The sequence below is a fragment of the Hydrogenophaga sp. genome, assembly GCF_050250835.1.
In the GTDB taxonomy this organism is placed as follows: domain Bacteria; phylum Pseudomonadota; class Gammaproteobacteria; order Burkholderiales; family Burkholderiaceae_C; genus Hydrogenophaga.
Genome location: NZ_JBFWNX010000011.1, coordinates 54,250 through 77,766 on the forward strand (window position 1 = coordinate 54,250; position 23,517 = coordinate 77,766).

The window sequence follows — 23,517 nt, forward strand, 5'->3', positions numbered from 1 at the left end:
AACGGGGGAGCGGCTCAGCCCGAACGGGAGAGACTCAGCCCGAACGGGGGAGCGGCTCAGCCCGAACGGGAGAGACTCAGCCCGAACGGGAGCGGCTCAACCCGAACGGGGAGGCTCAATCCAAACGGGGAGGCTCAACCCAAATGGAGGGTGACTCGGCCTGAATGAGGGGCGCGAGGTCGGGGCGACGGGCAAGCAGCCCTGTGAACATCCGGTGCTCACATTCCGGGTCGCTGCAGTTCTCGCACGTCCATCTTCCGCGGCCTGCTGTGAGTGAAGGGTCGGCCTGCACCAGCGTTCGCCCTAGCACATGCCCGATGGCGCGCAGCGCTTGCTGCACGCGCGCTGCCAGGTCGCCGTACAGGATCTGGAAGGCAACGCCTGCGGCATGCAAATCGTGGCGCAGCCGCGCATCGGTGGCTTCACCGGTGGCGGCGCTTGCGCCGAGCGGACCACCAGGTGGGTCCAGGCCCATGAGCAGCGTCAGGTCGCAGGGGCATGGTCTGGTGAGAGCCGAGATATCGTCCGTTGCCATCACCGCCACCACGAGATCGGGCGCCTGCAACGCCAGTTCCCGACGCAGCGCCGCAGCCAGGGTGGCCTTGCCGCTGGACCCGCCTCCGAGCAGCGCCACGGTGGTGGCCATCAGCGCTTGTTCTGCGCGATCTGCACGAAGATCTCGTTGGGTTTGACCATGCCGAGCTCCTGGCGGGCGAGTTCCTCGACCATGTCCAGGCCCTCCTGAAGGTCGCGCACCTCGCTGGCCAACTGGTCGTTGCGAAGTTGCGCATCGCGGTTGGCCTGCTCCTGCGTCGCCAACTGCTGCTTCATGCTGGCCACCCGTGGCACGCTACCCCGCCCGAACCACAACTGCGCGTGCACCGCAAGCAGCAGTGCAATCAGCAGGGCAGGGATGAAGCGGCGGGCCATGTCGTGCGATTGTCACCGAAGGTTGTAAAACGCAGCGCGCCCTGGGTACACGGCCACATCGCCCAGGTCTTCCTCGATGCGCAGCAACTGGTTGTACTTGGCCATGCGGTCCGAGCGTGAGAGCGAGCCGGTCTTGATCTGGCCGGCGTTGGTGCCCACGGCGATGTCGGAGATGGTGTTGTCCTCGGTTTCGCCCGAGCGGTGGCTGATGACAGCGGTGTAGCCGGCGCGCTTGGCCATTTCAATGGCAGCAAAGGTTTCGGTGAGCGTGCCGATCTGGTTGATCTTGATGAGGATCGAGTTACCGATGCGCTTGTCGATGCCTTCCTTGAGGATCTTGGTGTTGGTCACGAAGAGGTCGTCGCCCACCAGTTGCACCTTTTGCCCCAGGCGTTCGGTGAGCACCTTCCAGCCGTCCCAGTCGCCTTCAGCCATGCCATCTTCGATGCTGATGATGGGGTACTTGTCGACCCAGGTGGCCAGCATGTCGGTCCATTGCTCTGCGGTGAGGGTGATGCCGCCTTCGCCTTCGAGCACGTACTTGCCATCCTTGAAGAACTCGCTGGCCGCGCAGTCCAGGCCGAGGGCGATCTGGTCGCCGGCGGTGTAGCCGGCCTTGTCGATGGCCTGCAGGATGAGCTGGATCGCGGCTTCGTGGTTCTCGACCGAGGGCGCAAAACCACCTTCGTCGCCCACGGCGGTGCTGATGTGCTTGTCATGCAGGATGGCCTTGAGGGCGTGGAACACCTCGGCACCCCAGCGCAGCGCTTCGCGAAAGCTGGGTGCGCCCACGGGAATGATCATCAGCTCCTGCAGGTCGAGCGAGTTGTTGGCGTGTGCGCCGCCGTTGATGATGTTCATCATGGGCACGGGCATCTGCACCGCGCTCATGCCGCCAAAGTAGCGGTACAGCGGAAGGCCGGCCTCTTCGGCGGCAGCGCGTGCCACGGCCATGGAGACGGCGAGCATGGCGTTGGCGCCCAGGCGGCCCTTGTTGTCGGTGCCATCGAGGTCGATCAGGGTCTTGTCCAGGAATGCCTGCTCGGAAGCGTCCAGACCGAGCACGGCTTCCGAAATCTCGGTGTTGATGTTCTCCACCGCCTTGAGCACGCCCTTGCCCAGGTAGCGACTCTTGTCGCCGTCTCGCAGTTCGATGGCCTCGCGCGAGCCGGTGGAGGCACCCGAAGGCACGGCTGCGCGGCCCATCACGCCGCTTTCCAGCAGCACGTCGCATTCGACGGTGGGGTTGCCGCGACTGTCCAGGATCTCGCGGCCAACGATGTCAACGATTGCACTCATGGATTCAATACCTTTGGATCAAAAACAGGAAAAAGGAAAATCAGGCGCTGAAATGGTCTTCCAGGAAGCCGCTCTTCTTGGCCACCGCATCGAGTGCGAGCAGGGTTTCCAGCAGCGCCTTCATGTGTTGGAGCGGCACGGCATTCGGTCCGTCGGACAGGGCCTTGGACGGGTCGGGATGGGTTTCCATGAACAGGCCCGCCACGCCCACGGCCACCGCCGCGCGCGCGAGCACGGGCACCATTTCGCGCTGGCCGCCGCTGCTGGTGCCTTGCCCGCCGGGCAGTTGCACGCTGTGCGTGGCGTCGAACACCACCGGCGCACCGGTCTCGCGCATGATGGCCAGGCTGCGCATGTCGCTGACCAGGTTGTTGTAGCCAAAGCTGGCGCCGCGCTCGCAGGCCATGAAGCGGTCTTCGTTCAGGCCGGCTTCCTTCGCGGCGGCGCGCGCCTTGTCGATCACGTTCTTCATGTCGTGTGGCGCGAGGAACTGGCCCTTCTTGATGTTCACCGGTTTGCCACTCTGCGCCACGGCGCGAATGAAATCGGTCTGGCGGCACAGGAAGGCCGGGGTCTGCAGCACGTCGCACACCTTGGCGGCTTCGGCGATGTCGTCCTCGCTGTGCACGTCGGTGAGCACGGGCACGCCGAGTTCGCGCCTGACCTTGGCCAGGATCTCCAGGCCTTTCTCGCGCCCAGGTCCCCGGTAGCTGGTGCCGCTGCTGCGATTGGCCTTGTCGAAACTGCTCTTGAAGATGAAGGGAATGCCCAGGCCGGAGGTGATTTCCTTCAGGCGGCCCGCCACGTCCATCTGCAACTGTTCGGACTCGATCACGCAGGGACCTGCGATCAGGAAGAAGGGTTGATCCAGGCCGATGTTGAAGTGGCAGAGTTTCATGAAGGGCGGCGCCGTGGAGGGTATGGGTTCAGGCGGCGGCCAGCGCCTTGGCGCCCTGGCCCTGATGAGCCAGCGCCGCTTTCACATACGCGTTGAAGAGCGGATGGCCGGCCCAGGGAGTGGACTTGAACTCGGGGTGGAACTGCACACCCACGTACCAGGGGTGCACGCTCTGCGGCAGCTCGACGATCTCGGTGAGCTGTTCGCGCTGTGTGAGTGCCGAGATCACCAGGCCTGCCTTGCGAAGCTGGTCGAGGTAGTTCACGTTGGCCTCGTAGCGATGGCGGTGCCGCTCGGTGACCACGTCGCCGTAGATGCTGTGGGCCAGGGTTTCCCGGGCCACGTCGGAGCTCTGCGCGCCCAGGCGCATGGTGCCACCCAGGTCGGAGCTGGCGGTGCGCTGCTGGATGCTGCCGTCGGCGTCTTTCCACTCGGTGATGAGCGCGATGACGGGGTGCGGCGTGTCGGGCTCGAACTCGGTGCTGTTGGCGTCTTTCAGGCCGGCCACATGGCGGGCGTATTCGATGGTGGCCACCTGCATGCCCAGGCAGATGCCGAGGTAGGGCACCTTCTTTTCTCGCGCAAAGCGGGCCGCGCAGATCTTGCCTTCGATGCCGCGCTTGCCAAAGCCACCGGGCACCAGGATGGCGTCGAAGGCGCCGAGCACTTTGCCCACGTTGGCCGAGGTGATGGTTTCCGAGTCGATGTAGTCGATTTCCACCTTGGCGTGGTTCTTCATGCCGGCGTGGCGCAAGGCTTCGTTGAGCGACTTGTAGCTGTCCGACAGGTCGACGTACTTGCCGACCATGGCGATCTTCACGGTGTGCTTCGGGTGCTCCACCTCGTTCACCAGGTCGTCCCAGCGCTGGAGCTTGGCGGGCGGGGTGTTGATGCGCAGCTTGTCGCAGATGAGGCCGTCCAGGCCCTGTTCGTGCAGCATGCGCGGCACCTTGTAGATGGTGTCCACGTCCCACATGGAGATCACGCCCCATTCGGGCACGTTGGAGAACAGCGAGATCTTGGCCCGCTCGTCTTCGGGAATCGGGCGGTCGGCGCGGCAGAGCAGCGCGTCGGCCTGGATGCCGATGGCGCGCAGTTCCTTGGCGGTGTGCTGGGTGGGTTTGGTCTTGAGCTCGCCGGCGGCCGCGATCCAGGGCACGTAGCTCAGGTGCACGAAGGCCGAGTTGTTGGGACCCAGGCGCAGGCTCATCTGGCGCACGGCTTCCAGGAAGGGCAGGGACTCGATGTCGCCCACGGTGCCGCCGATCTCGACGATGGCCACGTCCACGGCATCGGGTGTGCCGATGCCGGCGCCACGCTGGATGAATTCCTGGATCTCGTTGGTCACGTGCGGGATCACCTGCACGGTCTTGCCCAGGTAGTCGCCCCGGCGCTCCTTCTCCAGCACCGACTGGTAGATCTTGCCGGTGGTGAAGTTGTTGGTCTTCTTCATGCGCGTTTCGATGAAACGCTCGTAGTGGCCCAGGTCCAGGTCGGTCTCGGCGCCGTCGTCGGTGACGAAGACCTCGCCGTGCTGGAAGGGGGACATGGTGCCCGGGTCCACGTTGATGTACGGGTCGAGCTTGATGAGGGTGACTTTGAGGCCGCGGGATTCGAGAATCGCGGCCAGGGATGCGGAGGCTATGCCTTTGCCCAGGGAGGACACCACACCGCCGGTGACGAACACAAATTTGGTCATGTCTCGGGCGAGCCGGTCGCTCGCAGGAGGTGGAAATGGCGATTATAAATGCGACCCTCCATACCCCCTGGCTGGGCATTCCCGAACTGCTACATTGCGCCCATGAACGATCTCGCCGGAAAACACATCGTGCTGGGCCTCTCGGGCGGCATTGCCTGCTACAAGTCGGCCGAGCTGTGCCGGGCGCTGGTGAAAGAGGGGGCCACGGTGCAGGTGGTGATGACCGAGGCGGCCGAGCAGTTTGCCACCGCGGTCACGCTGCAGGCGCTCTCGGGGCGCCCGGTGTTCACGTCGCAATGGGATTCGCGCACCTCCGGCGGCGTGGACAACAACATGGCCCACATCAACCTCAGCCGCGAGGCCGATGCGATCCTGGTGGCACCGGCCAGCGCCGACTTCATGGCCAAGCTGGTGCACGGCCGTGCCGACGACCTGCTCAGTCTGATGTGCCTGGCCCGCCCGATCGAGCGGGTGCCGCTGATCCTGGCGCCCGCCATGAACCGCGAGATGTGGGCGCATCCGGCCACCCAGCGCAACGTGAAGCAACTGCGCGCCGACGGCGCCACCGTGCTCGACGTGGGCGCGGGCGAGCAGGCCTGCGGCGAAACCGGCGATGGCCGCATGCTGGAGCCCGACGAACTGCTCTATGACCTGGTGCGCTTTTTCAGCCCCAAAGGGCTGGCGGGCCAACACGTGCTGGTGAGCGCCGGCCCCACCTTCGAGGCCATCGACCCGGTGCGCGGACTGACCAACCTGTCCAGTGGCAAGATGGGCTTTGCCATCGCGCGTGCCGCGCACGAGGCGGGCGCACAGGTCACGCTGGTGGCCGGCCCGGTGGGCCTGGCCACGCCGCGCGGGGTGGGGCGGGTGAATGTGAAATCGGCGCTGAACATGCAGAAAAGCCTGGACCTGCTGGCGCAGAGTGCGACCGTGTTCGTCTCGGCCGCCGCCGTGGCCGACTGGCGGCCGGTCCAGGCGGCGGAGCACAAGATCAAGAAGGATGGCTCGGGTGAGGTGCCCACGCTGTCTTTCGTGGAGAACCCCGACATCCTGGCGGGCATTGCCGCGTCGGCGCGCGCGAAAAGTGGCGCCCTTTACTGCGTGGGCTTTGCGGCCGAGAGCCACGACCTGGAAGAGCACGCCCAGGCCAAGCGCGTGCGCAAGGGCGTGCCGCTGCTGGTGGGCAACATCGGCCCCGCCACTTTCGGGCAGGACGACAACGCGCTTCTGCTCGTGGACGACAAGGGCATGACGGAGCTGCCCCGCGCGTCCAAGCTGGTGCTGGCGCGGCAACTGGTGGAAGAGATCGGGCGGCGACTGCCGCGTTGAACCGGCGCTGTGCTAGGCCGGGTCAGCCCCACCAGGGCAGCAGGCGCTTCATGGCGGCCACTTCGCCGCAGTGATCGGCGGCGTAGCCAGGCAGTGCATTCAGGCGCTCGTGCCACGTGCGGCTGCGCAGCCGCTGGATCAGGCGCTGCATGGCGGGCTGTTCCAGCGTGCTCTTGAGACACACCAGCAGATAGCGCTCTTCGGTGAGAGGCACGAAGCCCAGGCCCTGCGCGCGCGCTGCGTACTCGGTGCCCAGCCCCACGTCCGCGCTGCCGCTGGCCACCGCGTGGGCCACGGCGGCGTGGGAGGTCTCCACATGGTGGTAACCCACGATGTCCAGGGGCAGCCGTGTCGCCTGGGCCAGCAGTTCGTCGAGCAGCAACCGCGTACCGGTGCCGATGGCGCGGTTGACGAAGCGCGCCTGCAGGCGAGACACGTCGCCGATGTCGTGCAGGCGCAGCGGGTTGCCCGGCGCCACCATGAGGCCCTGCGAACGGCGTGCGAAGCCAATGATCTTGTGCAGGCCGGGCTTGAGCAGGGGCCGGTAGGTGCGTGCGCTCAGGCTGTCGGCAGAGGCGAAGGGTTGCGTGTGGAATCCGGCCAGGCCGCAACGGCCTTCGTTGAGGGCGCGGATCGCGTCCACGCTGCCACAGAAGCGAATGTCCAGGTGCAAGGGTGGCGAGGCGTTGCGCCCTTCGGTGGCGGTGCCCGCGAACTGCTGAAGTTCGGTCAGCGCGTGGTCGTGGCTGGCGTAGAGCGTGAGCACATCGCTGGCGCCGCTGCGCTGGTCGTCCTCGAACGCCATGGAGAACGCGCGCTCCAGCTCGGCGCGCAAGCCTTCCATCTGCGGTCCCAGGCGCGCCTGGGCCAGGCGCTCGGCCATCAGCAAGCGCTCGCCAAATGGCGTGAGACGGGCCGCCTGGCCCCGTTCCCAGATGATCAGGGCCTGCCCCAGGTCGGCTTCCCAGTCCTTGAGCTGACCCCACACGTGGCGGTACGACAGGCCCAGCTCCCGCGCTGCGCCCGAGATCGAGCCACTGCTGCGCAGCGCGTGCAGCACATCCATCATGGGATTGCGCAGGAGCGCGGAGGCTTGCGAAGGTCCCGGCCGCGACGCCGACAAGGTGTAGGAGAGCTCGATCTTTCGCATGGAAGGGGAGTGTGCCCCAAATGAACATTTGGGCGCCTTGCCCTGACGTATGTCGGCCGATTCATATCGCGTCACTACGTACTCTCAATTCGAGAGCGCCCCCGTAAGCTCGGTCGCAACCTATGAACACCTTTTCCGACAGCCTGGTCACGGCGTTGCAGCTCGTTCTCTCGGGCGACCCGGGGCTCTGGACGGTGGTGATGCGCTCGCTCGCGGTGAGCGCCACCGCCTGCCTGCTTGCCTGCGGTCTGGGCCTGGTGCTTGGCTCCTGGCTGGCGGCCGCGCGTTTTGCCGGGCGCGGGGCAGTCCTCACCGTGCTCAACACGTTCCTGGCCATTCCTTCGGTGGTGGTGGGCCTGGTTGTTTACCTGCTGCTGTCGCGCTCGGGGCCGCTGGGTTTTCTGGGCTGGCTGTTCAGTTTTCAGGCCATGGTGCTGGCGCAGACGGTGCTGGTGCTGCCGCTGGTGACCGCGCTCACGCGCCAGGTGGTGGAAGACGCCGACCGCAGCCACGGAGAACAGCTCTCGTCGCTGGGTGCGGGGACGAAGCTGCGCAGCCTGTTGCTGGCCTGGGACGAGCGCTACGCCTTGATCACCGTGTTGCTCACGGCGTTTGGCCGCGCCGTGTCGGAGGTGGGCGCGGTGATGATCGTGGGCGGCAACATCGAAGGCTTCACCCGCGTCATGACCACTGCCATTGCCCTGGAAACCAGCAAGGGCGATCTGCCGCTGGCGCTCGGCCTGGGCGTGGTGCTGCTGGCGGTGGTGCTGCTGCTCAACGCCATGGTGTCCTTGCTGCGCCGCTGGCGCGAGCGGGCCGACGGCGCGGCCAGTGCAGCCACAGCGATGGTGGCGGCATGACCGGCATCCCGCCCACGGCCCACCGCCCCGTGGTGCCCGTTCCCTGCTTCGAGGCGCGCGGTGTGCAGGTGCGCCTGGGTGCGGCCGCGCACATTCAGGCCCTGACCGACATCTACCTGCGCATCGAAGAGGGTGAGCGCGTGGCGCTGGTGGGCGCCAATGGCAGCGGCAAGAGCACGCTGTTGCGCACCCTGCATGGCTTGCAGCGCACCAGCGCGGGCGAGCTGCGCACGCCCGCGCACCAGCGTGTGGCCATGCTGTTCCAGCGCCCGCACATGCTGCGCATCAGCGCGCGGCACAACATCCAGCTCGGCCTGTGGCTGCAGGGCGTGCCGTGGCGGCACACCGATGCACTGGCGCTGGCCGCGCTGGACCGTGTGGAGATGAGCGCCCTGGCAGAGCGCAATGCACGTGCCCTCTCGGGCGGCCAGCAGCAGCGCCTCGCGCTGGCGCGGGCGTGGGCGCTGCGCCCGGCTGTGTGGTTGCTCGACGAACCCACCGCCAGCCTGGACCCACACGCCAAACGCGAAGTGGAAGCGCTCATCAGCGAATTCACGGCGGTGGGCCAGCGCGACGCCGACGGCCAACCCACCGGGCGGCCCACCACGCTGGTGTTCAGCAGCCACAACCTCGGTCAGGTCAAGCGCCTGGCCAACCGCGTCATCTACCTGGAGCGCGGCCGGCTGCTGGCCGATCTGCCGGTGCACGAATTTTTCAACCACGACCTGCTGCGGTCCCTGTGCCCGCAGGCCCATTTGTTTGTTCAAGGAGAAAGCTTGTGAAACCCTTCCGCCGCCTCGCCCTTACTGCTGTCCTGGGCGCCGCCAGTCTCCTCGCCACTGCAGGCGCCTTTGCGCAGAGCATCGTGGTGGCTTCCACCACGTCCACCGAACAGTCGGGGCTGTTCTCTTACCTGCTGCCCGAGTTCAAGAAGGCCACCGGCATCGACGTGAAAGTGGTTGCCCTGGGCACTGGCCAGGCCATCGACATGGCGCGCCGGGGTGACGCCGATGTGCTGTTCGTGCACGACAAGGTGGCCGAAGAGAAGTTCGTGGCCGATGGCTTCGCCGCCAGGCGCCAGGAAGTGATGTACAACGATTTCGTTCTGATCGGTCCCAAGGCCGACCCGGTGAAGACCAAAGGCAACGACATCGTGGCGGCCATGAAGAAGGTGGCGGCCGCCAACGCCGAATTCATCTCCCGCGGCGACAAGAGCGGCACGCACGCGGCCGAGTTGCGCTTCTGGAAGATGACCGACACCGACGCCAACAAGGGCACGGGCTACAAGGAATGTGGTTGCGGCATGGGCCCTGCGCTCAACATCGCCGCCAGCAGCGGTGGCTATGTGCTCGCCGATCGCGGCACCTGGCTCAACTTCAAGAACCGCGCCGATCTGGCGGTGCTGGTGGAAGGCGACAAACGCCTGTTCAACCAGTATGGCGTGATGCTGGTGAGCGCGGCCAAGCACCCGCAGGTGAAGACCGCGGAAGGCCAGAAGTTCGTGGACTGGGTGACCGGCCCGGCAGGGCAGGCGGCGATTGCGAGCTACAAGATTGGCGGTGAGCAACTCTTCTTCCCCAACGCCGCCAAGTGATCGGTGACGGGCCCGTGCAGGTCTACGCGGCGGGCAGCCTGCGCGAGGCTTTCACCGAGCTGGTCCGCTCGGGCGCGTGTGAGCCTGCAACGCTGACCTTTGGCGCGGCGGGCCTGCTGCGAGAACGCATCGAGCGGGGAGAGCAAGCGCAGGTGTTTGCCTCCGCCGACCTGAGCCAGCCCGAGCGCCTGGCCCGGCAGGGCGGGTGGATGGCGCCGGTGGTCTTCACACGCAACAGCCTGTGCGCACTGGTGGCCACGCACGTCGAAATCCGCTCCGCGACCTTGCTCGACACGCTGCTCGACCCGGAGGTGCGCGTGGGCACCTCGACGCCGAACAGCGATCCCTCCGGCGACTACGCTTGGGCGTTGTTCGACAAGGCCGACGCCCTGCGACCAGGCGCTGGCACCTTGCTCAAAGCCAAGGCACTCCAACTGACCGGCGCGGCCGACTCGCCCAGGGCCCCGGCAGGGCTGGGTACCTATGCCTGGGTCATGGCCCAGGGCTGGGCCGACGTGTTCCTGACCTATCGAACCAACGCACTCGCGGCCTGCGAGGAACGTTCCGACCTGCGGATGCTGGAACTGCCAGCGGAATTGCAGGTGGGCGCCCGTTACGGCGCGAGCTGCCGGGACGATGCGCCTCCATCGGTCCGCGCATGGCTGAGCGCGCTGCTGTCCACACCGGTTCAGCAGATACTGGTGCGCCATGGATTCGAAGCTGCCTGAAAGCCGCTCCCTGAGCCGCCGCGATCTTCTGATCGCGGCGGCAGGGGGCACTGTTCTTCCGGTGTTGGCGCAAGGGCGCAGCGTTGCCGACAGCGCCAACCGGCGCGTGAACGTGCCGGCGCGGGTGCAACGCATCTTCCCCGCAGGTCCGCCGGCCGCCATCTGGCTCTACACGCTCGCACCCGATGCGCTCATCGGCTGGCCGCGTGCCAACCGCGCGGCTGAGCGGGAGTTCCTGTTGCCCGGCATTGGCGACCGGCCCGAGGTGGGCCGCCTCACCGGGCGCGGCAACACCACCAACCTCGAACAACTGTTGCTGACCAGTCCAGACCTCATCGTCGATTCGGGTTCCACGCGCGCCACCTTCGTGGAACTGGCCGACCGCGTGCAGGCGCAGACCGGTATTCCGTACGCGTTGATCGACGGCCGCCTGGAGGCCACCGCACCGGGGTACCTGTTGCTGGGCGAGCTCACGGGTCGGCGCGAGCGCGCCGCGCAACTGGCGAGATACGCCGCCGACACCTTGCGCACGGTGCAGGAGCGCGTGGCCCGCGCCACGGCTCGGCCCCGCGTGTACTACGCTCGCGGCCCCGAGGGGCTGGAGACCGGCCTGGGCGGTTCGATCAATGTGGAGATGTTCGAGGCCATGGGCATCCACCACGTGGCCGCCGGCCTGCAAGGCGGGCTGGCCACGGTGTCGATGGAGCATGTGCTGGGGTGGGACCCCGAGATCATCGTCACCATTGACCAGACCTTCGCGCAGACCGTGCGCTCAAACCCGCTGTGGCGCAGCGTGAGCGCCGTGAAGAGTGGCCGCGTCCACCTCTCGCCCAAGCTGCCGTTTGGCTGGATCGACTTCCCGCCCAGTGTGAACCGCCTGCCCGGGCTTTGGTGGCTGGGCAGCAAGGTTTTTCCCTCGCTGTTCCCGGAAGACCTGACCCTGCTGACGCGAGATTTCTACCGCCTGTTCTACCAGGTGGACCTGTCGCTCGCCCAGGTTGCGCGGGTGCTGGCCGGAAGAGATTGAACATGCGGGGCGGTGGCGTCTGGTCGGTGGCGGTGCTGCTGGCGGGCGTGCTGGTGGCGCTCGCGCTGGGTCGCACCGACATTCCGCTGTCCGACATCTGGCACCTGCTCACCTCGTTGCTGCAGGGCGCGCCCGCGCCCAACGAACAGGTGCAGACCGTGGTGCTGCAGATTCGCGGGCCGCGGATTGTGGCGGCCATCGCCGTGGGCGGTGCGCTGGCCGTGGCCGGGGCGGTTTTCCAGGGCCTGTTTCGCAACCCGCTGGTCTCACCCGACATCCTCGGTGCTTCGGCGGGTGCAGCACTGGGCGCGGTGCTTGGCATCTTCTTGTCGTTCGGCGTTTTCGGCATCCAGGCGGCCGCGTTCGTGGGAGGCTTGCTCGCAGTGGCGCTGGTCTACGGCGTGGGGTCCACCGTGCGGCATGGCGACCCGGTGCTGGTGCTGCTGCTTGCCGGCATCGTCATCGGTGCGCTGCTGGGCGCAGGCATTGGCCTGGTGAAGGTGCTCGCCGATCCCTACAACCAGTTGCCAGCCATGACCTTCTGGCTGCTCGGCAGCCTGGCCGCCGCACATGCCGACGACCTGCTGCCACTCATCGGACCGGTGGCGCTGGGCACGGTGGTGCTGCTGTTGCTGCGCTGGCGCATGGACGTGATGTCGCTGCCCGAGGAGGAGGCGCGCTCACTCGGCGCCCGCACCACCGGCCTGCGGCTGCTCATCGTGGCGGCGGCCACGCTGGTCACCGCCGCGAGCGTGGCCGCAGCGGGTATCGTGGGCTGGGTGGGCCTGGTGGTGCCGCATCTGGCGCGCTTCCTGGTGGGGCCTTCGTTCGCGCGCCTGCTACCCACCTCTGCGGCGCTCGGCGGCGGTTTCCTGCTGCTCATCGACTCCCTGGCGCGCACGCTGGCGCCAGTGGAGATTCCGCTCGGTATCCTCACGGCGCTCATCGGCTCGCCGTTCTTCATCGTGCTGTTGCGCCGCGCGTCCAGGGGCTGGACATGACGCCAGTGCTGGCCTGCAACGGCCTTGGCGTGGGCCATCCGGGTCGCGTGGTGGGCTCGAATCTCAATGTGACTTTGCACGCGGGCGAAGTGCTTGCGCTGCTCGGCCCCAACGGTTGTGGAAAAACCACCTGGCTCAAGACCATGCTGGGGCTGTTGCCCGCCCAGGCCGGAACGGTCCACCTGCGGGGGCGCCCCTTGTCCGAATGGCCGCTGGCCGAGCGTGCGCGCGAGCTGGCCTATGTGCCGCAGGGCCAGGCCAGCACCTTCGGATTCACCGCCATGGACATGGTGCTCATGGGCCGCACCGCGCACCTGGGCCTGATCGCGCGACCCGGCGAGAAGGACCGCGCCATCGCAAGGCAGGCGCTGGAGCGCCTGGGCATTGCGCACCTCGCGGCGCGTTCGGTCCACCGCATCAGCGGCGGCGAACGCCAGCTCGTGGTGATCGCGCGCGCACTCGCACAGCAGCCACGCGCCGTGCTGCTCGACGAGCCCACCGCCAGCCTCGACTTCGGCAACCAGGGCCTGGTCATGCGCGCCATTCGAACACTGGCCGATGAAGGCCTCGCGGTGTGGTTCACCACGCACGATCCCAACCAGGCGCTGCGTTGCGCGAACCGTGCGCTGCTCATGCGCGACGGGCGCGTATTGGCGCAGGGCGCGGTGGCGCAGGTGATGAAGGTCGATACCCTGCGCGAGCTCTATGGCGCGGGCGTGCAGCAAGTCACTGATGCCGATGGCGGCCTGCCGGCTTTTCTGCCTGCTTTCTGGCCCTGATGCCCGACCGGAGCCTCCATTCATGAACAACTGTTAAGGTGCTTGCGCGGAGCTTTGATCCGCCGCCATACTGGCCCGGCACGTGGTCCGTCCATGTTCCACCCGTCCACACACCTCAAGGAGCACCCCATGGGAATCTTCAGCAACATCCTCGAAAAACTCGGCATGGGCTCGCCCAAGGTCGCTCCCCAGCCACCGGTGGCCAGCGCCCCTGTGCCCCAGGCACCCATGGATGCACCCGCACCTGCCGTGGCAGCGCCCGCGCCGGTGGCTTCCATCACCATGGTGGACGTGATGGCGCTCATGGAAAAGAAGGCAGCAGCCAACCCGCAGAAGCTCAACTGGAAGACCTCCATCGTCGACCTGCTCAAACTGCTCGAACTCGACAGCAGCCTTGACGCCCGCAAGCAACTCGCCAAAGAGTTGTATTGCCCCGATGACCTCATGGGCGACTCCGCCAAGATGAACATGTGGCTGCACAAGAACGTGCTCGCCCACATCGCTGCCAACGGCGGCAACATCCCGAAGGACATGCTCGACTGATACTTTCGTTGACCTTGACGCCGCATGGGGCGTCGCCTTCAATGACCGGGTTGATTGATGGAGGCTCCTCATGCGCAAACTGGTCCTGTGTTCCTTTGTTCTGGCCGCACTCATGCCCGCGGCCTCATTCGCCGAAGGCCCGAGCTGCAACGCCGCAGCCGCCGAGAAAAAGCTGCACGGCGCGGCCAAGACCTCGTTTTTGAAGAAGTGCGAGAAAGACGCTGCGGCCACGTGTGACATGGCAGCGGCAGAGAAAAAGATTCACGGCGCCGCCAAGACCAGCTTCACCAGGAAGTGCGTGAAAGACGCGGTGGGTGCAGCTGCTGGCTGAGCCAGCTCCAACGAAATTTTGAATACTTCAGAACTACAATTCCTGGGGCGCTTCCACTGCGAGCAGTGGGAGCGCTTTTTTTCAACCAGGTCTCAGGAGTTGTATGAAGCGTTCAACGATTGCATTTTTCAGCGGGCTGTCGATGCTGGCCGTTCTTTCGGCGGGGTGTTCGTCGCCCCTGAAGCAGGGCGAAGCAGAGAGTGCTTCTGCCAGGAGCGTGAAGGCGCCAGATGCGGCCCCGTCGGCTGCACCCGTCTCCACCGATGCGCCACGCGTCGTCAAGTCCACCGACGGCAGCTACGAAGGCGAGGTTTGGGGAGTGGCATCACCCAAGAGCAAATTTGCCAAGCTGCGCATCGGCATGAGCATGGGTGAGGTGCAGGACATCATGGACCGTGCGCCCGACCGCACGCATTCCCACGAAACCGGCAAACGCTGGATCCCGTTTTATTTCGGCTCGGACGCGCGCCGCATGCAGGTTTTGTACAAGGATGAAGGCTGTCTCGCCTTCACAGGCGGCAACATCTGGGGTGCCGCAGGCGGGGAGCTCGTGCAGATCCACAACGACACTTCCGGCGCCTGCTACCAGCCCTGAGCGCAGCGGGCCGTCAGCGCACCATCGCCACGCCCTTGATCTGGGCGTAGACCGGCAGGCCCGGCGCAATGCCGAGGCGGCGCGCGGAGAGCGCGCTGATGCGTGAGAGCAGGCGCACAGCTTCATCGCCTTCGCCCAGCCGCAAGCCCACCAGCACCTGGCCTGGCGTGTCGTCGGCCACGTCCACCACCGTGGCCGGCAGCACGTTGAGCACGCTGCTGTTCTCGGGCATCTGCAGAGACACGCTCACATCGCGTGCCTGAACGCGCACGCGCACCGGTGTGTGGACGGGCAAGGCCACGTCGGCGGCCTGCGGCAGCAGCAGCCGGCCCCCATTGAATGTCAGCACGCTCAAATCATCGTCCGGTGAATGGCCCGCCGCGTGCGCGTCAATGAGTGAGGCGGCGGCATCGCCGTGGGCCAGTGGCAGGTCCAGCCGTGTCATCAGTTGCGCCACAGGACCCCGGGCGCGCACCCGACCGGCTTCCAGCAGTACCAGATCGTCGCCCAGTCGCGCCATCTCGTCGGGTGAATGCGTCACGTACACCACCGGGATGTCGAGCCGCTCGTGCAAGTGCTCCAGCCACGGCAAGATTTCCGCCTTGCGCGCCGCATCCAGAGAAGCCAGCGGCTCGTCCATCAACAGCACACGCGGGCTGGTGGCAAGGGCCCGCGCAATGGCCACGCGCTGGCGCTCGCCCCCCGACAACTCGTGCGGCATGCGCGGCAACAGGTGGGCAACGCCGAGCAGTTCCAGGCCATGGTCCCAGCCATGGCGGCGTTCGGCGGCGGGCGTGCGCTGGAAGCCGAACATCAGGTTGCGCTGCACGTTCAGGTGTTCGAACAGGCTGGCCTCTTGAAACACATAGCCCAGGGCGCGCTGGTGTACCGGGCGCAGCAGGCCGCGTGCGCTGTCCTGCCACACCTCGTCGCCCATACGCACCACGCCCTCGGCTTGTGGCTCCAGGCCGGCGAGTATGCGCAGGCAGGTGGTCTTGCCCGAGCCCGAAGGCCCGAAGAGCACACTGACCCCTTTGCCCGGCAGGTGCAGGTCCACATCGAGCAGGAAACCGCTGCGCTGCAGTCGAGCCGTGAGTTGCAGACCTTTGTTCATGGGTGGCTCGTGCGCTGACGCCGGTGGTAGAGCTGCAGCGCGAGCAGCATCACGAACGAGAAACCGAGCATCACCGCTGCGAGGCGGTGGGCATCGCCATACTCCAGAGCCTCCACGTGGTCGTAGATCTGCACCGAGATCACGCGCGTCACGCCCGGGATGTTGCCACCCACCATCAGCACCACGCCGAATTCACCCACCGTGTGCGCAAAGGCCATGATGGTGCCGGTGATCAGCCCCGGCTTGCACAGCGGCAGCACCACATGAAAAAAAGTGTCCAGTGGCGAGGCGCGCAGGCTGGCCGCCGCTTCCAAGGGGCGCGTGCCCAGGCCCTGCATGGCGTTTTGCACCGGCTGCACCATGAAAGGCAGCGAATAGAACACCGAGGCGATCACCAGCCCCGTGAAGCTGAAGGTGAGCACGCCCAGGCCCAGCCATTGGGTGAACTGGCCGACCGGCCCGTTGGGTCCCATCAGCACCAGCAGGTAAAAGCCCAGCACCGAAGGCGGCAGCACCAGTGGCATCGACACCAGCGCACCCACCGCCCGGCTCCAGGCCGAGTTGCTGCGGGCCAGCCACCATGCCAGCGGCACCCCCAGCGCCAGCAGGATCAGCGTGGTGAGGGTGGCCACCTGCAGCGTGAGGCCGATCGCCTGGAGGTCGGACGGGGACAGGAGCACAGAATGGTCGCGTCAGGTGGCATTACCGAGAGACACCGCCGGGCCGGCTTTGCCGGACGGCTGGTGTCGCTCCCTTGAGGGGTGGCGCGAAGCGCCGCGGGGGTGTTCAAATTTCATAGCCGTAGGAGCGGATCAGGTCCTTGATGTTCGGGCTTTTCAGCAACGTCATCAGAGCCCTGGCGGCTTCGTTGTTCGCGCCGCGCTTGAGCAGCACCGCGTCCTGCTGAATGGGCGTATACAGGTTCTGCGGCACCACCCACATCGAGCCTCCCTTGAGCTTTCCGCCTTCCAGCACCTGCGACATGGCCACGAAGGCGATGTCCGCGTTGCCGGTGAAGGCGAAGTTGTAGGTCTGGCCGATGCTTTCGCCCTGCACGAGCTTCGGCGTGAGAGAGGCCGTCAACCCCAGCTGGTCCATTGTCTGCACAGCTGCCGCACCATAGGGCGCCGTCTTGGGGTTGGCCATGGCCAGCTTGCGAAACCCCTCGCCCTTCAGCACCGCGCCCTGCGCATCCACCTTGGCGGCATCGGCCGACCACAGCACCAGCTTGCCCGTGGCGTAGGTGAAACGGCCGCCCGGCTGCGCCAGGCCATCGGCTTCGAGCTGCGCGGGCGTCTTCGTGTCGGCCGCCAGCATCAGGTCGAACGGCGCGCCGTTTTTGATCTGCGCATACAGCCCGCCCGTGGCACCCACGCTGATCTTCAGCGTGTGGCCGGTCGTCCTCTGCAGCACCGAGGCAATGGCCTTGATCGGCTCGGCGAAGTTGGCGGCCACGGCAATCTGCGCTTCGGCCGCGTGCAGCGTGCCAGCCACAGCAGCCAGCGCCAGCAAGGGCCAGTGCAGAAGAGAACGTGCGAACATCGCGGCGATCCTTTTTTTTACTGAGATTTGGCGAGAATTCGCTATTCCAATCTGGAATAGCGATGAGAGTATAGGCCCTTGAAGAAATCCATGGCTTCCAGAAACCCTTCAGCCCGACGTGCGTTGACCACGCTCCCCCAAGCCCTGGCTGACAGCAGCGGCGACAAGCGCCTGGACGTGCTGCGCCAGATCGCCGCCGGCCACTCCATCTCGCAGGCCGCGCGGGAAGTGGGCATCAGCTACAAGGCCGCCTGGCAGGCCATCGACACCTTGTCCAACCTCAGCGGACAGCCGCTGGTGGAGCGCACCGTGGGCGGCGTGGGCGGCGGCGGCGCTCACATCACCCCGCACGGCGAGCAACTGCTTGCTCTGGCAGACGCACTGGGCCAGGCGCGCCAACAGGTGCTGGCGCGCTTCTCGCAAGGCATGCAACTGGCCAGCGGCGGCTTCGGCCTGCGAACCAGCATGCGCAACCAGTTGCCCTGCCGCGTGCTGCAATGCGAGCCCGCGTCGCCCAACGACCCCATGGTGTGGGTGCAACTGCGCACACCCGGCGGCGCCGGCCTCACGGCCAGCGTCACCCGCGAAAGCGCCGACCTGCTGGGCCTGGCGCCGGGGCAGGAGGTGCTGGTGCTGTGCAAGGCCACGGCGGTGAGCGTGCTCAGCGCGGCGCGTGCTGCGACGGTGGTGCCAGGAGACGGTGCTGCCCAGCGGTGTTCACTGGAGGGCCGAGTGGAGCGCGTGGCCAAGGGTGCTGATCGCGATGAGGTGGTGCTGGCGCTGGAAGGAGGGGGGCATTGGGTGGGGTTTGCGCCACATCCGTTCGCGGCTCGCGTTGGTGCGCGTGCAGTGGCGACCATGCCATTCGCGGCGCTGGTGGTAGGTCTGCCTGGCTAAGTGCAGGAGCTGTCCAACGCCGGCATCTTTGTCGACATCGAGATGGCCACGCAGGGTGCGCTTGCCGCGTTCCAGAATGGCTGATCTTCAAGGCTGGCGGCTGCGTGCAGCACGCCTCTTCGACACGGATTCGATGGAAACAGCCAGAAGAACCGGGCCAAGAAAACGCTCAGCGTTGCCGAGCGCCCAGCTTGCGGTACACCGTGGCGCGGCTGATGCCCAGCGCGCGCGCCGCTTCCTTCACGTTGCCGCGCGCGTCGTCTACCGCCTTGCGGATGAGCGCGGTTTCCACGTCCTTCAGCGGTACGCCGGGCACGGCGCCATGCAGGGGCACGCCACGCTCGCCACCTCGGTTGAGTTGCGCCAGCACGCACAGGCGCAGACCCGACCACAGCGGTACCTCAAACTGTCCGCGCTGGGCGCGCGCCGCGTCGAACAGCGTTTCGATGGGCACGGCAAAGAGTTCGCTGCAGTGGCCCGGCGCCATGCCGGGGCCGATGCCCAGCATGTCGGCCGCAGGCCGGTTGAGGGCGGTGACCTGGCCATCCTGGTCCAGCCCGACCAGGCCATCGCTGTCGTCGCCGATCACGCGGCCGGGCCAGTTCAGGCACAGCAGCAGGCGGTGTGGTCGACTCAGCGTGAGCGCGTTCTCGATGCTGCGCGCCGATTGCGTCACCAGGTGCTTGAGCGCGGGTTGTTCGATCACGTTCACCCCGGTGAGGTCGAGCATGCCGACGCACTGGCCATCGGGCCCCCAGATGGGCGCGCCAGCGCAGCTGTAGACGCTGGTGTCGTCGTAGAAATGCTCGCCCCGGTGCAGCCACACGGGTTGCAGTTCGGCCAGTGTGGTGCCGATGGCGGTGGTGCCCACGGCGCGCTCGGACAGGTCCACGCCCACGCGGGCAATGCTGGCGGCGTAAGGGTTGTGCCGGTCCACCGGGCCATTGACGTCGATCACCATGCCGTTTGCGTCGGTGAGGATGGCGAAGTAGCGCGTGTGGGCCATGGCGCGCGTGAGCGACTGGATCACCGGGGCCGCCGCACGCAGCAGCGGCTGGTTGGCCTCGATGGCCAGGTGCATGGTGCTGGCGGCCACGGCATCGAAGGCCACATGCTGGCGCGGTTCCAGGCCAAGCTCCAGGCAGCGCCGCCAGGAGCGTTCGACCCAGGGCGCCAGCAGCGGCTGCGTTTGCGGGGCACGGGTTTCCAGCAGCGTGCGCCGCGCCAGCTCGATCCGTGCCAGCCGGTGCTGGTGCGGCGCTGACAGGCGGTCCGACGAGGGCGAGGGGCTGGTCACGTGGCGTGGAAAAGTGGGCTGGGCCGGGGCCGGGCTGGCGGTGCAAGCGCCATTAGAGCAGCGTTTGCATGGCTGCGCACACGCCTGAGCGACCTGCTCGGGTTAACCCGGCCAGCGCCACGACCAGCGGGTCTCGCGGGCCAGCGCTTCCAGGTCTTGCGGGGTGTCGAGATCTCGGGTGTAGTGCGGGTTGTCCACTGTCCACAGCCGCACCGCCTCGGGGTGCGCGGCGCGCCACTGGCGCAGGCTGGGTTGCATCGGCGTGCCGATCAGGGCGGCGCACACCTGCGCGTCAAAGATCACCGGGTGGCCGGGCTGGCCGTGCACCATGGGCACCTGCACGCGAATGCCCGGTCCGCGTGCCTTGAAGGCCTCCAGCGCGGCCTGCACGTCGGTGCCGTCCACCATGGGCTGGTCGGCCAGCAACACCACCACCTGCTTCACGTCGTGGGCCAGCGCTCGCAGGCCCGCGCGCAACGACGAGGCGGTGTCGTCTTCCGGGCGCGGGTTGATCACGCACAGCGGCGCAAGCTGTTCGGGCAGACGGGCCACGTGGGCCTGGATGTCCTCGGCGTGGTGGCCCAGCACCAGCACCAGGTCGTGCCGCGCCTTGCCGCGCAAGGGCTGGAGGTGGGTCAGCAGCCGCTCCAGCAGGCTGCGGCCTTCCAGCTCCAGCAGGCATTTCGCCACGCCACCCATGCGGCGACCGGCACCGGCTGCAAGGATGACAAAGCCGGTCTTCATATTCAAGGGGTGACGAAGCAGGTGGGCGCGGAAGGCACGCTCGCTTCCCGCGAGTTCTTGGCGCTGGCCACGTCCATGTCGCGCGGCAGCGGCACGCCGTTCTTCACCGCCAGCACCTCGGCCATGATGCTCACCGCGATCTCGGGCGGCGTCTTGCTGCCGATGTAGATGCCGATGGGGCCGCGCAGGCGCGCCAGGCTTTCGGGCGTCTGGTCGAAGTGTTCGATCATGCGGGCGTGGCGCGCTTCGTTGTTGCGGCGCGAGCCAATGGCGCCCACGTAAAAGGCCTCGGTCTCCAGCGCTTCCAGCAACGCCAGGTCGTCCAGCTTGGGATCGTGGGTGAGGGCAATCACGCAGCTGCGGCGGTCCACGTGAAATTCGCGCACCACGTCGTCGGGCATCTCGGTGACCAGCGTGACGCCGGGCACGGCCCAGGCAGTGCGGTATTCCTCGCGCGGGTCGCACACGGTCACCGCGAAGCCGCTGAAGAGGGCCATGGTGGCGAGGTATTCGGTGAGCTGGCCGGCGCCGATGAGCAGCATGCGGTATTCGGGGCCGAAGGTGTTGCTCAGCACCTTGCCATCGTCGATGAGCGAAGCAGGTGCCTGCGCCGCGCGCAGCGTGACGCGGCCCGTGGCCAGTTCGGTGCGCCGCTCCATCATCTGCCCTCCCGCGAGCGAGAGCACCAGCGCTGCGATGGAAGCAGCATCGGGGTTGAATTCCAGCACCAGTTCCAGCGTGCCGCCGCAGGGCAGGCCGAAGCGGTGGGCTTCGTCCGCGCTCACGCCGTATTTCACGCGCTCGGGCGTGCCGTCGGGAATCTCGTGTGTGATGCCGGGCGGCGCTTCGCTGCCCTGCACCGCGCCGTGGGCGCGGCTGTAGCGGTAGATCAGGTCGTCCTCGATGCAGCCGCCGGAGACCGATCCCACCACCGCGCCGGTTTCGCACAGCGCCATGATGGAGCCCACCGGCCGGGGCGACGAGCCCCAGGTGCGCACCACGGTGGCCAGCAGGGCGCGGCGGCCTTGTTCGCGCCAGCCCTGCAAGGTGCGCAGCACGGTGACATCGAGGTTTTCCACTTTGAATCCTTCAGGCCCGGGAGGCCAGGTAGATGATCGCAGCAATCGCCACCGCGATGGCGGCCCACGCCCAGGTGGGCAGGCCGCGCGAGGCGGGCGCAGTGGGCGCAGGTGCCACCACGGCTGCGCCCGGGGGGGCGGGATGGCGGCGTTGCAGCTCTTCGTCGAAGCGGCGAAAGAAATCTTCAGCCAGAGATTTTGCCGCACCGTCGATCAGGCGCTGGCCGAGCTGGGCGATCTTGCCGCCCACGGTGGAGTGCACGGTGTAGCTGAGTTCGCAGCCGGAGTCGGTGGGCCGGAGCAACACGGCGGACGTGCCCTTGCCGAAACCGGCCACGCCGCCCTGGGCGTCGAAGCCGAGCTTGTACGACTCGGGTGGCACGATGTCGGAGAGCACCACGCGGCCATTGAACCGGGCCGAGACCGGACCGATCTTGAGTGCGGTGCCCACGACGTAGGTGTTGGGTTCGGTGAGCTCGAATTTCTCGCAACCCGGAATGCAGGTTTTGAGGATCTCGGGGTCGTTGAGTGCCTCCCAGGCCTGTTGCTGGGTCACTGCGAGCGTGCGGCTGCCTTGCATGTCCACGTGGGTATCTCCTGTCAGGTTGGAATGGTGAATGAATTCGGGGGCTTCAGCCGCGCTGCATGAGCGCAGCCATGGAACGCGCGAGGTCTTCAAGCCGGCCCAGGTTGTGCACGGCCAGCATGCCGTGGGCGTGGCGATGGAGCACGGCCGCACCACTGGCCAGCGGTGCATAGCCATCGAAACGCAGCAGGGGATTGAGCCAGAGCAGTTGCCGCGTGTGCCGGCCCAGCCAGGTGAGTTCTTCCTCCAGCGCCTCGGGCGCGCCGGTGTCCAGGCCGTCGGTGATGAGCAGCACCACAGTGCGTCGGCCCACCAGGCTGCGGCGGTGCTCGGTGCGCAGGCGCGCCAGCGATGCACCCAGGCGCGTGCCGCCAGCAAAATCCTCGATGGCGTCGTTGGCCATGGCCAGCATCTGGTCGGTGTCGCTGTGGCGGAAGGCAGAGCGCAGGTCTGTCAGGTCGGTGCCGAAGGCGAAGGCCGTGCGCGGCGTGGCCCGCGTGGCCTGGTGCAGAAAGGCCAGCAGCAGGCGGGCGTAGCGCTCCATGGAGCCCGATACGTCCACCAGGATCAGCAACGGCAGTGGCTGGCGGCGCCGGTTCAGGCGCGGCAGCGTCAGCAGTTCGCCGTCGTGCCGCCGGGCCTGTTGCAGCGCTCGCGGCCAGTTTGGGCGATGGCCACGCGTGCTGGCGCGCTCGCGGCGCGAAGCCACCGGTGGCAGCGGCAGGGGAATGTCGCGCACCAGGCGTTCGACCAGTCGGAATTCGCTGGCCGAGAGCTCGGCAAAGTCGGCATGGCGCAGGCGTTGCAGGTCGCTGGCGGTCATGGCGGCGTCGAACTTCACCTCGGTTTCGCCGGCATCTGGCCGGCGGGCCTGCAGGCCCGCCACGGTGAGCGCTTCCTGCACACGTGCCTTGCGCCGCACAGGGTGGGCCTTGGCTGCCTTGGGCAGCATCTGGGAGAGCAGTTGCTGCGCGAGTTCGGGGTTGCGAAAAAACGCGTCGAACATTTCGCCAAACACCTCGATGTCCTGCTGGCGGCTCACCAGCACCGCTTCGAGCGCGGCGCGCAGGTCGTCCTTGCGCTCCACGCCCACGGCCTCGGCGGCGGTGATGGCCAGTGCCATGCGGCTGCTGTCCACCGGTACACCGGCCCGGCGCAACGCCCGGCCGAAGGCGGTGATGTGGTCGGGGAGCTTTCCGCTGCGTGCGTCGCCGAGGATCATGGCGGTACTGCAGACTCCCGTTCGCCTTGAGCTTGTCGAAGGGCGCTGGGGGTCTGGGTGTGGAAAGGCTTCGACAAGCTCAGCCCGAACGGGGCTGGGATCAGCTTGGACGGGGGCTGTATCTCCGTTCGCCCTGAGCCTGTCGAAGGGTGCTGGTGGTGTGGGATGGAAATGGCTTCGACAAGCTCAGCCCGAACGGAGGGGGGCTCAGCCCGAACGGAGGGGGGCTCGGCCCGAACGGAGGGGGGCTCGGCCCGTACGGAGGGGGGCTCG

General features: G+C 67.1%; 26 protein-coding genes. 12 read left to right on the plus strand and 14 right to left on the minus strand.

Annotated features, from left to right (window positions below; all coding sequences use genetic code 11):
* Positions 1-115: 115 nt before the first annotated feature.
* Genes AB7F11_RS14435 through AB7F11_RS14455 form a run of 5 tightly spaced genes read right to left on the minus strand, consistent with a single transcriptional unit; the run spans position 116 to position 4,826 of the window.
* Positions 116-646, minus strand: coding sequence for a hypothetical protein (locus AB7F11_RS14435; protein WP_428289010.1), 531 nt, complete (start codon positions 644-646; stop codon positions 116-118).
* On the minus strand, positions 646-930 hold the full coding sequence (gene ftsB, locus AB7F11_RS14440; RefSeq protein WP_428289011.1) for a cell division protein FtsB: 285 nt from the start codon (positions 928-930) through the stop codon (positions 646-648). The genes AB7F11_RS14435 and ftsB overlap by 1 nt, the downstream gene beginning before the upstream one ends.
* Before the next feature lie 12 nt (positions 931-942).
* Positions 943-2,229: a phosphopyruvate hydratase gene (gene eno / locus AB7F11_RS14445; protein ID WP_428289012.1), complete on the minus strand. Its 1,287-nt coding sequence runs from the start codon at positions 2,227-2,229 to the stop codon at positions 943-945.
* Positions 2,230-2,269: 40 nt separating this feature from the next.
* Positions 2,270-3,127, minus strand: a complete 858-nt coding sequence (gene kdsA, locus AB7F11_RS14450; RefSeq protein WP_428289013.1) for a 3-deoxy-8-phosphooctulonate synthase — start codon at positions 3,125-3,127, stop codon at positions 2,270-2,272.
* A gap of 28 nt (positions 3,128-3,155) precedes the next feature.
* Positions 3,156-4,826 (minus strand): CTP synthase, encoded by a 1,671-nt coding sequence (locus tag AB7F11_RS14455; RefSeq protein ID WP_428289014.1) that lies wholly within the window; start codon positions 4,824-4,826, stop codon positions 3,156-3,158.
* A 102-nt stretch (positions 4,827-4,928) separates the two neighbouring features.
* On the opposite strand from AB7F11_RS14455, the gene coaBC reads away from it, so the two are divergent.
* Positions 4,929-6,155: a bifunctional phosphopantothenoylcysteine decarboxylase/phosphopantothenate--cysteine ligase CoaBC gene (gene coaBC / locus AB7F11_RS14460; RefSeq protein WP_428289015.1), complete on the plus strand. Its 1,227-nt coding sequence runs from the start codon at positions 4,929-4,931 to the stop codon at positions 6,153-6,155.
* A gap of 22 nt (positions 6,156-6,177) precedes the next feature.
* Here the strand turns inward: coaBC and AB7F11_RS14465 are convergent, their stop codons facing one another.
* Entirely contained in the window at positions 6,178-7,305 is a 1,128-nt protein-coding gene (locus AB7F11_RS14465) for a substrate-binding domain-containing protein (RefSeq protein ID WP_428299953.1), read from the minus strand.
* Between the two features lie 122 nt (positions 7,306-7,427).
* Here AB7F11_RS14465 and AB7F11_RS14470 point away from each other — a divergent pair, with 122 nt between their 5' ends.
* The 10 genes from AB7F11_RS14470 (at position 7,428) to AB7F11_RS14515 (ending at position 14,763) form a co-directional block, all read left to right on the plus strand.
* Complete coding sequence (locus tag AB7F11_RS14470; RefSeq protein ID WP_428290714.1) at positions 7,428-8,165, plus strand: ABC transporter permease; 738 nt, start codon at positions 7,428-7,430, stop codon at positions 8,163-8,165.
* The gene (locus AB7F11_RS14475; protein ID WP_428290713.1) at positions 8,162-8,947 is read left to right on the plus strand and encodes an ATP-binding cassette domain-containing protein; all 786 of its coding nucleotides are present in this window, start codon (positions 8,162-8,164) and stop codon (positions 8,945-8,947) included. The genes AB7F11_RS14470 and AB7F11_RS14475 overlap by 4 nt, the downstream gene beginning before the upstream one ends.
* A complete protein-coding gene (locus AB7F11_RS14480) occupies positions 8,944-9,759 on the plus strand; it encodes an extracellular solute-binding protein (RefSeq protein WP_428290712.1) in 816 nt (271 codons plus the stop codon). The genes AB7F11_RS14475 and AB7F11_RS14480 overlap by 4 nt, the downstream gene beginning before the upstream one ends.
* A 14-nt stretch (positions 9,760-9,773) precedes the next feature.
* Positions 9,774-10,487, plus strand: a complete 714-nt coding sequence (locus AB7F11_RS14485; RefSeq protein WP_428299954.1) for a substrate-binding domain-containing protein — start codon at positions 9,774-9,776, stop codon at positions 10,485-10,487.
* The gene (locus AB7F11_RS14490; RefSeq protein ID WP_428290710.1) at positions 10,468-11,514 is read left to right on the plus strand and encodes an iron ABC transporter substrate-binding protein; all 1,047 of its coding nucleotides are present in this window, start codon (positions 10,468-10,470) and stop codon (positions 11,512-11,514) included. Before AB7F11_RS14485 ends, AB7F11_RS14490 begins: the two co-directional genes overlap by 20 nt.
* Before the next feature lie 2 nt (positions 11,515-11,516).
* Positions 11,517-12,515, plus strand: a complete 999-nt coding sequence (locus AB7F11_RS14495; RefSeq protein WP_428290709.1) for a FecCD family ABC transporter permease — start codon at positions 11,517-11,519, stop codon at positions 12,513-12,515.
* Positions 12,512-13,294 carry an ABC transporter ATP-binding protein gene (locus tag AB7F11_RS14500; RefSeq protein ID WP_428290708.1) on the plus strand — a complete coding sequence of 261 codons (783 nt, stop codon included), beginning with the start codon at positions 12,512-12,514 and terminating at the stop codon, positions 13,292-13,294. Before AB7F11_RS14495 ends, AB7F11_RS14500 begins: the two co-directional genes overlap by 4 nt.
* A 129-nt stretch (positions 13,295-13,423) precedes the next feature.
* Positions 13,424-13,837 (plus strand): DUF3597 domain-containing protein, encoded by a 414-nt coding sequence (locus tag AB7F11_RS14505; protein WP_428290707.1) that lies wholly within the window; start codon positions 13,424-13,426, stop codon positions 13,835-13,837.
* A gap of 70 nt (positions 13,838-13,907) precedes the next feature.
* Positions 13,908-14,168: a PsiF family protein gene (locus AB7F11_RS14510; protein ID WP_428290706.1), complete on the plus strand. Its 261-nt coding sequence runs from the start codon at positions 13,908-13,910 to the stop codon at positions 14,166-14,168.
* 103 nt (positions 14,169-14,271) lie between these two features.
* Positions 14,272-14,763, plus strand: coding sequence for a hypothetical protein (locus AB7F11_RS14515; RefSeq protein WP_428290705.1), 492 nt, complete (start codon positions 14,272-14,274; stop codon positions 14,761-14,763).
* Positions 14,764-14,776: 13 nt separating this feature from the next.
* Here the strand turns inward: AB7F11_RS14515 and modC are convergent, their stop codons facing one another.
* The 3 genes from modC to modA form a co-directional block, all read right to left on the minus strand.
* Complete coding sequence (gene modC / locus AB7F11_RS14520; RefSeq protein WP_428290704.1) at positions 14,777-15,877, minus strand: molybdenum ABC transporter ATP-binding protein; 1,101 nt, start codon at positions 15,875-15,877, stop codon at positions 14,777-14,779.
* Positions 15,874-16,557 (minus strand): molybdate ABC transporter permease subunit, encoded by a 684-nt coding sequence (modB, locus tag AB7F11_RS14525; RefSeq protein WP_428290703.1) that lies wholly within the window; start codon positions 16,555-16,557, stop codon positions 15,874-15,876. Before modB ends, modC begins: the two co-directional genes overlap by 4 nt.
* Before the next feature lie 106 nt (positions 16,558-16,663).
* Positions 16,664-17,419, minus strand: a complete 756-nt coding sequence (modA, locus tag AB7F11_RS14530) for a molybdate ABC transporter substrate-binding protein (protein WP_428290702.1) — start codon at positions 17,417-17,419, stop codon at positions 16,664-16,666.
* Between the two features lie 90 nt (positions 17,420-17,509).
* On the opposite strand from modA, the gene AB7F11_RS14535 reads away from it, so the two are divergent.
* Entirely contained in the window at positions 17,510-18,316 is an 807-nt protein-coding gene (locus AB7F11_RS14535; protein WP_428290701.1) for a TOBE domain-containing protein, read from the plus strand.
* Between the two features lie 169 nt (positions 18,317-18,485).
* On the opposite strand, the gene AB7F11_RS14540 is transcribed toward AB7F11_RS14535, so the two are convergent.
* From AB7F11_RS14540 to AB7F11_RS14560, 5 genes are all read right to left on the minus strand, one after another.
* The gene (locus tag AB7F11_RS14540; protein ID WP_428290700.1) at positions 18,486-19,613 is read right to left on the minus strand and encodes a helix-turn-helix domain-containing protein; all 1,128 of its coding nucleotides are present in this window, start codon (positions 19,611-19,613) and stop codon (positions 18,486-18,488) included.
* Positions 19,614-19,715: 102 nt separating this feature from the next.
* Positions 19,716-20,357 (minus strand): nucleotidyltransferase family protein, encoded by a 642-nt coding sequence (locus tag AB7F11_RS14545; RefSeq protein WP_428299955.1) that lies wholly within the window; start codon positions 20,355-20,357, stop codon positions 19,716-19,718.
* 2 nt (positions 20,358-20,359) lie between these two features.
* Complete coding sequence (locus AB7F11_RS14550; protein WP_428290699.1) at positions 20,360-21,436, minus strand: XdhC family protein; 1,077 nt, start codon at positions 21,434-21,436, stop codon at positions 20,360-20,362.
* 10 nt (positions 21,437-21,446) lie between these two features.
* On the minus strand, positions 21,447-22,022 hold the full coding sequence (locus tag AB7F11_RS14555) for a CoxG family protein (RefSeq protein WP_428290698.1): 576 nt from the start codon (positions 22,020-22,022) through the stop codon (positions 21,447-21,449).
* Positions 22,023-22,068: 46 nt separating this feature from the next.
* Complete coding sequence (locus AB7F11_RS14560) at positions 22,069-23,244, minus strand: vWA domain-containing protein (RefSeq protein ID WP_428290697.1); 1,176 nt, start codon at positions 23,242-23,244, stop codon at positions 22,069-22,071.
* Between the last annotated feature and the right edge of the window lie 273 nt (positions 23,245-23,517).